Annotated in this window: 9 protein-coding genes and 2 pseudogenes; 9 read left to right on the top strand and 2 right to left on the bottom strand. The window is 56.2% G+C overall.

Annotated elements, in window-relative coordinates; all coding sequences use genetic code 11:
* Window positions 1-476 precede the first annotated feature (476 nt).
* Together HY028_00850 and HY028_00845 are read left to right on the top strand one after the other, a co-directional pair.
* Window positions 477-704 (top strand): hypothetical protein, encoded by a 228-nt coding sequence (locus HY028_00850; GenBank protein MBI3343421.1) that lies wholly within the window; start codon window positions 477-479, stop codon window positions 702-704.
* A 57-nt stretch (window positions 705-761) separates the two neighbouring features.
* Window positions 762-1,345, top strand: a pseudogene (locus HY028_00845) (TolC family protein).
* An 82-nt stretch (window positions 1,346-1,427) separates the two neighbouring features.
* Here the strand turns inward: HY028_00845 and HY028_00840 are convergent.
* Both HY028_00840 and HY028_00835 read right to left on the bottom strand, forming a co-directional pair.
* The gene (locus tag HY028_00840; protein MBI3343420.1) at window positions 1,428-2,183 is read right to left on the bottom strand and encodes a hypothetical protein; all 756 of its coding nucleotides are present in this window, start codon (window positions 2,181-2,183) and stop codon (window positions 1,428-1,430) included.
* Window positions 2,170-3,783: an alkaline phosphatase gene (locus tag HY028_00835; protein ID MBI3343419.1), complete on the bottom strand. Its 1,614-nt coding sequence runs from the start codon at window positions 3,781-3,783 to the stop codon at window positions 2,170-2,172. The genes HY028_00840 and HY028_00835 overlap by 14 nt, the downstream gene beginning before the upstream one ends.
* Window positions 3,784-3,815: 32 nt before the next feature.
* On the opposite strand from HY028_00835, the gene HY028_00830 reads away from it, so the two are divergent.
* The 7 genes and pseudogenes from HY028_00830 to HY028_00800 all read left to right on the top strand — a co-directional run bounded on the left by HY028_00830 (window position 3,816) and on the right by HY028_00800 (window position 12,527).
* Window positions 3,816-3,992, top strand: a complete 177-nt coding sequence (locus tag HY028_00830) for a hypothetical protein (protein MBI3343418.1) — start codon at window positions 3,816-3,818, stop codon at window positions 3,990-3,992.
* Window positions 3,993-4,499: 507 nt separating this feature from the next.
* Entirely contained in the window at window positions 4,500-5,828 is a 1,329-nt protein-coding gene (locus HY028_00825) for a TolC family protein (protein MBI3343417.1), read from the top strand.
* A 73-nt stretch (window positions 5,829-5,901) separates the two neighbouring features.
* Window positions 5,902-7,161, top strand: coding sequence for an efflux RND transporter periplasmic adaptor subunit (locus HY028_00820; protein MBI3343416.1), 1,260 nt, complete (start codon window positions 5,902-5,904; stop codon window positions 7,159-7,161).
* A gap of 11 nt (window positions 7,162-7,172) precedes the next feature.
* Window positions 7,173-10,262: an efflux RND transporter permease subunit gene (locus HY028_00815; protein MBI3343415.1), complete on the top strand. Its 3,090-nt coding sequence runs from the start codon at window positions 7,173-7,175 to the stop codon at window positions 10,260-10,262.
* A gap of 176 nt (window positions 10,263-10,438) precedes the next feature.
* Window positions 10,439-10,815 (top strand): annotated as a pseudogene (locus HY028_00810) (P-II family nitrogen regulator).
* On the top strand, window positions 10,808-11,698 hold the full coding sequence (locus HY028_00805) for a cation transporter (protein ID MBI3343414.1): 891 nt from the start codon (window positions 10,808-10,810) through the stop codon (window positions 11,696-11,698). The pseudogene HY028_00810 and the gene HY028_00805 overlap by 8 nt, the downstream one beginning before the upstream one ends.
* Before the next feature lie 583 nt (window positions 11,699-12,281).
* Window positions 12,282-12,527, top strand: coding sequence for an SHOCT domain-containing protein (locus tag HY028_00800; protein ID MBI3343413.1), 246 nt, complete (start codon window positions 12,282-12,284; stop codon window positions 12,525-12,527).
* Window positions 12,528-12,554 lie beyond the last annotated feature (27 nt).

The raw sequence follows: 12,554 nt of genomic DNA, 5'->3' as shown, positions 1-12,554 counted from the left end.
ATTCCCCAGACTACGCACTGCTTAGACCTCTGATGGCTATGGTATTGACGACGGCGGTCGGGTTTGTCACCATGAACCCATGCACTTTGAGATCCTCGGCGAAATTTCGCACGCAGAAACATTCGCCGTCGGATCTTCTATCCGTGAAGTGGCACGTCTTAGAAAGCTATATGGTAAAGGGCGTTGGCGTAAACGCAAGGGCATCGCCCGCGTTCGGCTTAGGGAACCTCTGATTAAGTCAGAGGTTCCAGCGGTGCAGGGACGCACCGCCATTTTTCAAACACGGAAGTGTTTGAAAAATGAAGAAAAGCAAAAACCACGTTTTTGCTTTTCGTGCTCTGAGAAGTCCAGGATGGACTTATTCAGAGCTTCCTTAGAGACGGGCACGCTCATCTCGCTGAGGTTCACTGGTACGAAGCATCGGGTATCGGAAGGAAAGAGTTCAAGATCAAACGGTTCATTGAAGGGTTCTGAAAATGCCTAAACCAAGCCAACAAATGATGGTCTGCTTAAATAACGAGGGTTATGAAGCGTCGTTGGAAAAGCGAAAGCTCTACGTCGCACTTGCCGACGGCGAGGCGGCAAAGCACAAACTAGTCCGCATCGTTGATGAATCCGGCGAAGACTATCTTTACCCATCCAGCTTCTTTTCAGTTGTCGAACTGCCTCCGCACATCCGGCGGGCGGTACTTCAAGCGGCCTAAAATCGCAGTCAAGCGGGCCGCGCAAAGCCGTGATTAAGGGGTTAGAGTGAGACGCCGGTGAGTTCCCTCTTTGAAAGGGCTCTGATCCTGAGGTCTGAGCGCTTGAGGACGTACGCGCCATGTGCCCACCCCATATTATTGGAAAACATAATATCAAAATACAAGACGCGACCCCTTTTACGACCCCTTTTACACGCGCGCGCCGCTGCGCAATCCGCCGCGCTCGCGCAATCCTCCATCGCCGCGCAAAACGAGGCGCTGACATTGCGCCGCCTCAACGCCGAGATCATCAACACTTACGCCAATGCCGCCAGCGCCTATGAGTCTTGGCAAAGCGCACGCACGGCGGCGGACGCCATGCAGCACAACGCCGAACTCATGGCCCGCGCCTACAGCCTGGGCGAAGCAAGTTTGAGCGAGACGCTCAACGCCCGCCGCTTGGCCCTGGAACCTCCCTCGCCGCCGCCCTCGCTCAACTCAACGCCCGCGAGACGCGCTATCGCCTGATGCTGGACGCCCTTTACTCTGGCCGCTGGACAAAGACGAGGACGAAGCCGACGCCGACCACGCGCATTATTAGCAAAAAGCGGGATCAGACTGATCCTGACCTTGCTTGGCGGGGATTTGAGATTCACGTTTGACCATCGTACAGGTCAAACCTGGGTAAGTCCCCCGGCAGAGCCGGGGCTTACCTTATTGAGTTAAACAATTCCTGTGTACCGTTCAATGCTGGTGTTCGGCAGTCTCGAATAAGCGCTTGAAAAACGGGTCGGATGGATCATCGCCGAGATCGGCATAGTCCAGTCGCGTATACGAGGCGGTTGAGTCTTGGTCGGAGGAGGTAGGCGTGACCGCAGATAGCTGTTTTAGTTTGAGTTCCGTCCGCTGATTCGGGCCTGATTGCTTCACTTGGTACGGAAGCCGATCTTGCGGCAGCCATGTCACTTCCATGCTCGTGCTTCCCAAGCGGCCGCGATAGCGCTCCGCCGTTTTGCCCATAACGCGCGTCGTCCCCACGTGTTTAAGGGCGCCGCCGAGCAATTGCGGATCGATCACATCCGCGATTTTATCCCATTCCGGGTAGCTACCCAGTGAGCGAAGGTCGGCAGCCGAGTAGTCGAGTACTCGACGCTGTTTGTGAAACACACGCTCAAAAGAGATATTGCCTTTTTCATCCCGGCTCCATATCTCTCCTGTGCCGTTTCTGCCCTCTTGCATCTCGACGCGGTGCGCCGTGCGCCGCAGCGTCCACTCAGTGACCTGTGGCCGGCCGGCGACCATGATTTTGGACTCGAATACCGCGTTCACGTCGCGGGCAACCGGTGCGTTTTCCTCAAGCGTGCGTGCACTGGCTTGTCCGCAAAAAACATAAACCAGCACCGCCAGCAATGCTTTGATTTTCACCGGCTTGTTCCTGAAAGAGAACCGGCGCGGGCAGTGCCCGCGCCGGTTAACGGACTCGACTTCAGTCGTCGTCACGATCATGCTTGCCGTTGTCCAGCTTAAGCGCTCCCGCCATGACGTGGTAAATATAGTTCTGTTCCTGCACGCCGTGGAACCACTGAGCTCCGGGGCCGCCCGCATAAATCGCGACATCCTCGCCCGCGTGCGTTTCACTGCTAAGCGGAACCGTAGCCTCCTGCAGATAACCCGGTTCAGTCGTCTCGACCGCTGTCAGATCGGGACGACCCTGGGTGATGCCGCTGTATTTGGACGGAAAGTGGGGATAGGATTTTGCACCTTCCGCCTGTTTGTCCGATACGCCCGTGTAGCCCGGCCCATTGGCGTAGCTGATCGTGGTGTACGGCAGGCCCAGCATGTCCTTGCTGAAGACAGCAGACGGATTGCCTTGCTTGTCGTTACCTTTGACCTTGCCGAGGATCGGATTGCCGCGAGTTGGATACCCGGCGATGGTCATGACGTGGCTGTGATCTGCGCTGACGACGATCAGGGTATCGCTCAAGTCTTCTACTTTGCTCAGCGCGCTCTTAACCGCTTCCGAGAAGGCGATGGTGTCCGTCAACGCACGGAACGCGTTGCTGGCGTGATGGCCGTGGTCTATGCGTCCGCCTTCGACCATCAGGAAATATCCTTTGTCGTTCTGCGACAGAATATCAATGGCCTTGGAGGTCATTTCGGCAAGCGAAGGCTCGCCGCCGACATCCGCCGGGCGATCGTGTTCGTACTCCATGTGCGAAGCATTGAACAGCCCGAGCAAGTGCTTGGTTCTGGTTGGATCGATCGCGTCGAATTGCGCTTTATTCCAGACGTAAGCAGCGTTGGGATACTTGCTCATCCACTCTGCGGTCAGATCGCGGCCGTCCTTGCGGCTGCCTTTTTTGCCAACGAGTTCGGGGTCCGGCGTGGTATTCGGCAGGAAATTACGGCGTCCGCCGCCGAGTGCGACTTCGAGGCCATCGCCGTAGGAAAACTCGACCAGCTGGCGCGCGATGTCCGGGAAGCCGGCTGCAGCCGCGTCGGCAGGCAAGTCGGCATCGCTTTCCCAGTTGCGCTCGGGGCTATGGGCATAGGTCGCGGCCGGGGTGGCGTGGGTGACGCGTGTCGTCGTCACGACCCCCGTAGACAGCCCTTTTTTCTCGGCCTGTTCGAGAATGGTTTTGAGTTCGTTGCCGGCGACGGTTTTATAATCCCCGCGCACCACGTTCTGATTCACTGACAGGATGCCGTCCTCGGTCTTTACGCCTGTCACCATGGCGGTCATGGTCGGCGCCGAATCGGGCGTTTGCTGGTTAACGCTGTAGGTTTTGGACAGTGCAAGATAAGGCAGTTTTTCGAAGCTCAGTGAATTTTCTTCTCCGGGTTGGCCGCGTAACTGGCCTTCGAGAATCCGCGCCGCCGTAACGGTTGAGACCCCCATGCCGTCGCCAATAAACAGGATGACATTCTTGGCGCGTTTTTTATTAGGTTGCAGGTGCTTGGCATCCGCCAGCGCTTGCTGTCCATCCGAAAACCATTGCGCCGCATTTTCGGCGGCGAGTGCGCTTGTACTGGCAAGCGCCAAGGATACATACAGAGTAGCTTTTTTGAGCGAGTGCCTGTGACGCGAGTTCGGCTTCATGATTAGCCTCCTAATTGATAATGGAGCATGAAGTGTTGCATAGCGATGTGGCAGGATTATTACAAGCGGTTTATGAAAATATTTCAGCACTGGCGCCGGAACGACGTATTGCGAGCTATTTTGACGGATATAGCCAACGCTCTTCTCGATCGGCGCAGTATACAGGTGGCGTTATTGTTGTTCATGGCGAGGGTGCCGGGTGTTTTTAATAGGGCCTTAGGCAACTTTTTGTGAATTTTGGGTTCTAGGGATGACTGGACAATCGCTGCAGCCTCACCTATCATGACCTGTATGCGTAGATTGATACCTCAAATCGCTTCCTCATTGGTGATTGCCTTATTGATCAACACGGGCGCGTGGGCGTTTAATCCGGAAGTCTGGGCAGACCTTGGCTCCAAGCATCCGCAGACAAATATTTCGTCTCTGGTATCAGGAAGCGTTGATTCAGACACTGGTCATGCAAATGATACGTGTAACCATGGCTGCCATTTTTTTAGCCATGTTGTAGGACAGGTAATGAAAGTCTGCAATCTGTCCATAGACGGGACAAGCTTGCCTTTTCCCCTAACAGCATCTTTCCTTTTATCTTCCTCCCCCGAGTCTCAGTTTCGCCCCCCTCAACTCCTTTCTTGGATTTAATCAGTAATTTTTGATTAATCCCGGAGTACGCGTTCGTCGCAAGCGAGCCCGTTCTCTCCGAAGAAAAGGAGTATCCCATGGTTTATCTCAGCACGTTATGTGCGAGCGGACGCTACAGGCGGCCGATACCGCTGAGTTACGTTTTTGTTTTCCTAATTGAATTCGTACGTCGTGTTGGTCTGTTATTGATCGGCACAGTCTTCTATGCCGCCTCTGCGACAGCCGAGCCGCTGACCTTGGAGCAAGCTTGGCAACTGGCCGAGCAGGCGAATCCGACCCTACTGTCCACACAGGCGCGGTTGGATGCCGCCCAGGGTGAGTTTAAGGATGCCCGCGCACCGCTGTGGAATAACCCGGAGATTTTCGGAGAGGTGAGGGAGCGCGACAGTTCGGGAGCGGGCGGGGCGGGAGCCAATAATCTGGAAGGTGGTTTGGGTGTGTCGCAGACCTTCGAAACCGGCGGGCAGCAGCGCGCGCGGCGTGCGGCGGCGCAGCAAAATCTGGCCGCCACGGAACAAGACATCCAGGAAACCCGCCGTCAAATCCGCGCCAAGGTTGAAGCGCGGTTTGTCGATGTGCTCAGCTTGCAGCAGCGTATCCAGTCTGAGCAAGAGACGCTGCGCCTCATAGAGCAGGCCTCGCAAGTCGTTAAAAAGCGCGTTGCTGCCGGCGAGGATAGCCGCTTGGAGGGCAATCTTGCCAAGGTGGAGGCCGAGCGAGCGCAAAATCAGGTAGCCCTCTTGAGTGAGCGGCTGACCCAGGCGCGCGCGGAACTCGCCGCGCTGCTACAACTGCCGGCCGAGAACCTGCCGGAGGTTGCCGGGTCGCTTGAACCTACTCCAGCCACGTACACGCTGGAGAACTTATTGGAGCGCGCAGCCAATCGCCCAATACTGCGCGCCCTGGAGTTTCGGGAAAATGCCGCACGCAGCCGCTTGCAATTGGAGAGGGGTGCGGTCTATCCGGACGTGACGCTGAGCCTAAAGCGCGACAGGGAGAGAGAGCTCGATAGTACCGCTGACATTATCGGCTTAAGCGTCAACGTTCCGCTTCCGCTATTCCGCCGCAACGCGACCGGCATCGGCCGCGCCGTCACCGAGCTTACGCAAACCCAGATCGAGCGGCAGACCGCCAACCGCGGCGCCCGCGCCCAGGTCATGGCTTTGTGGCAGCAGCTAGAGAACCTGCGCGCGCGTCTGGCGCGGCTTCAGCAATCGGTGCTGCCCAGCCTGGAAGAAAATCTAAGCTTGTCCACGAAATCGTACGAGGAAGGCGAAATCGGCCTGACACAATTGCTGCTGGTCAATCGCCAAGTGCTCGATGTCCGGCGTGATCTGTTGGATGCCCGTACTGCGCTGCGGCTGACTAAAACCCAATTGGAAACGGCAGCGGGATGGCCCGGTTGAAATTAAATGATTCCCTACGCTTAAAGCACGATAAGTTCGTGCGTCAAATGACGTTAGATATCGGAGAAACCAAATGAGTTGGAAGGTAATGAAGGGATGTACGGCGATCTTACTCGCGGCGACCATTGCTTTGAGTGTGACGGCATGCGCCAGAAACGGCGATGCGGCCCAGATGGCCGAGAACGAGCAAGCCGTTGCCCAGAAACCGGACAGTGAAGAAGCGGGACATGAGAAGGATCAGGCCGGCAAAGAAGCCAGTGAGGGCAAGACCGCGGAAGGCCACGATGAAGAGGGCGTTTTGAAGATTACCGAGGAAGAGGCGAAGACGGCGGGCGTTCGGGTCGAGAAAATCGAACTGCGGAATCAGGCGGAGCAGATCACCGTAACCGCCAACATCCTACCGGACCAGGATCGCCTTGCGCATATCCAGCCGCGTATGACCGGACGAATCGTCAGTGTGGAGGCCAACTTGGGTAACCAGGTTGTTAAAGAACAAACGCTCGCCATGCTGGACAGCGTAGAACTGAATGAGGCCGGCGCCGCCTATCTGCAGAGCCAAAGCACTTTGACCTTGGCGAAAGCCAATTTCAACCGCGCGCAGAAGTTGTTTAAAGACAAAATCATTCCGCAAAAAGACTTTCTCAGCGCACGCACGGAGCTGGAAAAGGCGCGCGCCGCACAGCGCGCCGCGGTAAGCAAGCTCACTTTATTCGGCGTAAACCCAGCGAAGATAGGGAGCAATAGCGCGGCCTTAACCTTTCCCGTGCAATCGCCCTTTGCCGGCACGGTTATTGAAAAAAACGCCGTGTTGGGGGATATCGCCGAGCCGGGTAAGTCTCTGTTCACCATCGCCGATTTATCCACAGTGTGGATCGAGACTAATGTGTTTGAGAAGGATTTGAGCAAAGTGCAAGAGGGCTTGCCCGCAGCCGTCAGTGTGGCGGCTTATCCCAAGGAGACCTTCCAGGGCCGTGTCACCTACATCGGTAGCATGGTGAATCAGGAAACCCGTACCGTGAATGCGCGCGTGGAGGTGGCCAACGCCGACGGCAGGCTGAAACCGGGCATGTTTGCCAACGTGGCGATCGAGACCGGTGTGGGCCAACCTGCTTTGTCAGTGCCGGATGATGCGGTGGTGCTCATGCAAGGCCAACCCACGGTGTTCATCGCAGAGCATGGCGGTTTTGAACCGCGCCCCGTGCAGACAGGTGAGAGGATGGGGGGGCGGGTGATACTCCAATCCGGTGTGGCCGATGGTGAAACGGTGGTGACGAGCGGCGCCTACGCCCTAAAAGCCCGGATACTCAAATCGCAAATTGGCGAAGGCCATTAAAGGAACCCACCATGCTTAATGCTATCGTCGATATTTCCTTACGTTATAAGGTACTTGTATTGGTGACGTTCGGCCTGCTGGTTTTTTTCGGGGTGCGCGCGTTCCAACAAGTGCCGGTGGATGCCTTTCCCGATATTACGCCGGTACAGGTGAACGTCTACACCGAATCGCCGGGGCTCGCCGCCGAGGACGTGGAAAAGCTGCTGACCTTCCCCATCGAGACCGCCATGGCAGGACTGGCCGGGGTGGAGGAAATCCGCTCCGTCTCGCTGTTTGGATTGTCCTATGTCAGCGTTTATTTCAAGGACGACATTGACATCTATTTCGCGCGCCGTCTGGTGGGGGAAAAGCTGATCGAGGCCAAGGAGCGCATCCCGCAAGGCTACGGCGAGCCGGCGCTCGGCCCCAACAGTTCCGGGCTGGGCCAGGTGTTCTGGTACACCATAGAATCCGCCGATAAAAAGCTGTCCGAAATGGATTTGCGCACGCTGCAAGACTGGAGCGTGCGCTTATTGCTGCGCACCGCGCCCGGGGTGGACGATGTCACGTCGTGGGGTGGCTATGAGAAACAGTACCAAGTGCTCATCAATCCGCAGCAGCTTATCAAGTATGGACTGACTTTCAAGGAGGTGATGCAGGCCCTGGAGGCCAACAATCGCCAAGTCGGCGGACAGTACGTTGACCTTGGTCAGGAACAATATCTGGTGCGCGGGCTGGGGCTGGTGTCGAATGCCAAGGAGATCGGCGCGATTGTCATCACCCAGCGTGAAGACACGCCGGTCTATGTGCGCGATGTGGCCGAGGTGAAGGAAGGCCCGGCGCTGCGCTCCGGCGCCGTCACCAAGGACGGCAAAGAGGTGGTATTGGGTATGGCCTTGGCGCGCTTGGGAGAAAACGCCAAGGGTGTGGTGGAGGCGGTGAAGGAAAAGCTCGCAATTGCGCGGCAAGCACTGCCCAAGGGTGTGACCATCAACCCTATTTACGACCGCACCGAACTCGTGGATAAGGCGGTCAAGACCGCCGAGGACGCATTGATTGAGGGCTCGATACTCGTCGCCGTGGTGTTGTTTCTGTTCCTGGGCGAGCTACGCTCGGCGGTGGTGGTCATCTTGGCCCTGCCGCTCGCCATGCTGATGGCCTTTATCATGATGCAGCAGGCGGGTTTATCGGCCAATCTAATGTCGCTCGCGGGGCTCGCCATCGGTATCGGGATGATGGTGGACGGCGCGGTCGTCATGGTGGAGAACAGCTTCCGCCTGCTCAGCCATCAGGTGGGCAAAACGGTGAACAAAACCCACGTCATTCTGGAAGCGGCGCGCGAGGTGATCAATCCCATCGCCTTCGCCATCATGATCATCATCGTGGTGTTTCTGCCATTGTTCTCGCTCACCGGCCTGGAGGGCAAGCTGTTCAAGCCCATGGCGCTGACCATCACCTTTGCTATGGTCGGTTCCCTGATACTGACCATGACACTGATCCCGGTCGTAGCGTCACTGCTCATGAAACCCAAGGAGGAAAAAGACACCTTTTTGGTGCGCTGGGTTAAGCGGGCCTACCTGCCCTTGCTGGATTGGGCGCTGGAGAACAAGAAGAAGGTGGTCAGCGGGGCGTTGGTACTACTTGTCGCGTCACTTGCGCTATTTCCATTTTTGGGCAAGGAATTTATGCCCACCCTGGAAGAGGGCAGCATCATGTTTCGCGTCACCGGGATTCCGTCCACGTCGCTCGATGAATCCATTCGAGTTTCGGAAAATATCGGAAAGGCGCTGCTCAAGTTTCCGCAAACACTGTCTTCGACGGCGATGATCGGGCGTGCCGAAAAAGGCGAAACGGCTGATGTGAGTTACATGGAGATTCTACTCAATCTGAAGCCGCAAAGCGAGTGGCCCGAACATATATCATTTCGCGAATTATCGACGCAGATGCAGGAACGCCTGGAGCAAGTGGCGAACAACTCGGTGCTGGTTGCGACGCAGCCGATCCAGATGCGCGTGGAGGAGTTGATCTCCGGGGTGCGCGCGACGCTCGCCTTGAAGCTCTACGGCGAGGATTTAGACACCCTGGATCGCTTGGCCGGGCAGATCAAGCCGGTGCTGGGAGATATACCGGGCGTGGCCGATTTGTCGCTGGAGGCCAATAAGGGTAAGCCGCAGATGGTGATCAAGGTGAACCGCGATGCGGCCGCGCGCTACGCCATTAACGCCGACGACATTCTGGAGGTAGTGCAGGCTGGCATCGGCGGCACGGCGGTGAGCACACTGATCGACGGCGTCAAGCGTTTTGATATTCAAGTGTGGCTGGCCCCCGAATTCCGGGACAGCGTTTCCTCTATCAATGATCTTCCCATCCGCACCCCAGGGGGGGCGCTGGTGCCCTTGTCGAAGGTGGCCACCGTGGAACTCAATGAGGGTTATTCCTTTGTGCGGCGCGAGCAACTGCAACGCTATGCGGTGATCCAGATGGACGTGCAGGGGCGCGACGTAGACAGCTTTGTGCAGGAAGCCGACGCCAAGCTCAAACAGCAGGTGAAGCTTCCCACCGGTTACTGGATCGAGTGGGGCGGCGCGTTCGAGAACCAGCAACGCGCCATGGCGCGCCTTGCCGTGATCGTGCCATTGACTATCGGGCTGATCTTCATTCTGCTTTACACCGCCTTTAACTCGCTGACCTACGCCACGTTGATCATCGCCAACGTACCGTTCGCGATCATCGGCGGCATCTTCGGCCTGTTCATAACCGGACAGTATGTCTCGGTGCCCTCCGCCATCGGCTTTATCGCCGTGTTCGGCGTGGCGATGCTGAACGGTATCGTGCTGATCTCATTTTTAAATGACCAGCGTAGGCAGGGGCTGAGCGTGCGAGACGCTGTGCGGGAAGGCACTGTCTTACGCTTGCGGCCGGTGCTGATGACCGCCTCGGTGGCGATTTTAGGGCTGCTGCCGATGCTGCTCTCCAGCGGCGTCGGCGCGGAGACGCAGCGGCCGCTGGCGACCGTGGTCGTGGGCGGGCTGTTCACCTCCACGGCGCTGACCTTATTGTTACTGCCCTTGATGTACGAATGGGTGGAAAGGCGCAAGGAGGGTAAGCATTTGACAAAATAGATCGGAATAAGGATGGGTTGGTGTCCGATTGGGAGTTCAAGAAGTTTTGGTTTTCCTCCGACCGTCCACGCTGACCATTAACCGCGCGCAGGAGGGGCATACGCTGCTGGCGCTTGCCCCCTCCTGCAATTGTAGTCAGAATAAAATACCAACTTTTAACCAAACCGGAGCACATCATGAAGGAGATTAAAGCCTTTATTCGCAGTCACCGCATCGCTGACGTCATCGCGGCCTTGAAGGAGATTGGCCACTGCAATCTTGATGAGAAATCAGGTTGCCGCAACCTCAGCGTTTTTGCTGTAAAGGGGGTGCTTAAAACTGTTGATGCCCAGGAGCAGCATTATTCAATAGAACTTGGACAGGAGATGATTAACGAATTCAAATTGGAATTGTTGTGTGAAGATCAGCAGGCAGACGACCTGGTTGAGATTATTAGGTCTACGGGACGCACGGGCAGCCGGAGGCGGGTTGGATTTATGTAACCGATATTCTTAATGCGGTACCTATTGGCGGCAGGGAAGAACGGAAAAGTTTGCAAGACACACATGACTGAAACCCGATCAGCCGCAAGTAACTCGCGCAGCCGCTTATCGTTTGCGCTGTTGCTTACGGCCACTTACATGGTGGCGGAGATCATCGGCGGGTTATTGACAGGCAGCCTAGCCTTGCTCGCAGACGCCGCGCATATGGGCACCGATGTGGGCGGTTTAGCCTTGGCCCTGTTTGCTATCTGGCTGGCCGGCAAGCCGGCCAACCCAAGTAAAACTTATGGCTACTACCGCGCCGAAATCCTGGCCGCACTGATGAACGGCATGATGTTATTTGGCGTAGCGTTTTATATTCTTTATGAGGCCTACCAGCGTTTCAATGCGCCGGTTGAGGTTAACGGTCTGCCCATGCTAGTCGTGGCTTCCGTGGGATTAGCGGTCAATTTAACAGGCCTGTTTCTGCTGAAGGCCGGAGCCGCTGAAAGCCTCAACGTCAAAGGTGCTTATTTGGAAGTAGTAAGCGACATGCTGAGTTCGCTCGGGGTGATGGTGGCCGCCGGCCTGATATGGTTGACCGGCTGGAAATGGGTGGACCCGGCCTTCAGTATGCTCATTGGGGTTTTTATCTTACCTCGCACGTGGTCACTCATACGTGAGGCGGTGGATATCTTAATGCAAAGTATGCCGCGCCACCTTAATTCGGAAGATATAGAACAGGCGATTCGCGAACAGGAAGATGTTCAGAGCGTTCATGATCTCCACGTTTGGACCATCACCTCAGGAAAAATCGCCTTAAGCGGGCATATTCAGATAGTGCCTACCGGCGACTCGGATCGGGTCATCAGCGGTGTCAATCGGCTTCTAAACAATCGCTTTGGCATTGCGCACGCCACGCTGCAAGTTGAGAAAGAGATTGATAGTGAGCGATGCGCAACGCCCAAGCATTAATTCGTCTCCACTCTGGCCATGCAGCCAAAATTGGAGGCGTGCCGGCGGACAGAGCCTAGCAATAGAGATAAGAGCTAATAATCACCTGTGACTACCCCCGTGTGCCCCATGAGAGCCTCCGAACCCATGATGAGATCCCGTAGACCCATGATGAGACCCTTCTCCATGCCCATCGTGATAAGGGCTCAGATGTTCACGATGATGGGAGTTTCCAAAACCAAGAAAGCCCCCGTATGCCGGATAGGGATAGCCCCTGTACCCATAGCTTCCACTCCAGACGGGATCATAGAAAGAATTATTGTAGTAGTCCCGGCCTCCCGCATAGTTATGCTGCCTATCATAACCAGTGGCACAGCCGCCAAGAAAGACGACAACGATAAGTACTCCAAGCCGAATGCGCATGACCTTTACTCCTCTTCCAGCCAACTTGCTAGTAGTTAGGCCATCATCAATGTATAAAGTTGCAATTCTGGGTTATATGCAGGTGCATGCCGCCACACAGGAGAGACGCTGCACGCTGGCGGCCTCATCGAGGCAGGCGCGTATTTGCTCAACGTCCAAACTGAAGGAGAGTGAAATGTGGATGAATTATGAAGGCTACGGCATGGGCTGGCATTGGTTGGGGTGGCTAGGCATGGCGTTTTTCTGGCTGATTCCGATACTGCTGGTGCTGGCGGCGGTGAAGTACCTGATGGGTGGTCGCCGCTCGAATACCCCGGACGGTGAAAGAAAGCCCGAGGCGCTAGCCGTCCTGGAGGAACGATATGCTCGGGGAGAAATTGAACGCGAAGAGTACTTGCAGAAACGCGACGACTTGCAAAAGAAGTAAAGAGTAATCGCTAAAAACAGTAGTCAC

Source organism: Gammaproteobacteria bacterium (assembly GCA_016195665.1).
Lineage (GTDB): Bacteria > Pseudomonadota > Gammaproteobacteria > SURF-13 > SURF-13 > JACPZD01.
Note: the sequence above shows the minus strand (reverse complement) of the source record. Positions and strands in the feature narration are given on the sequence as shown.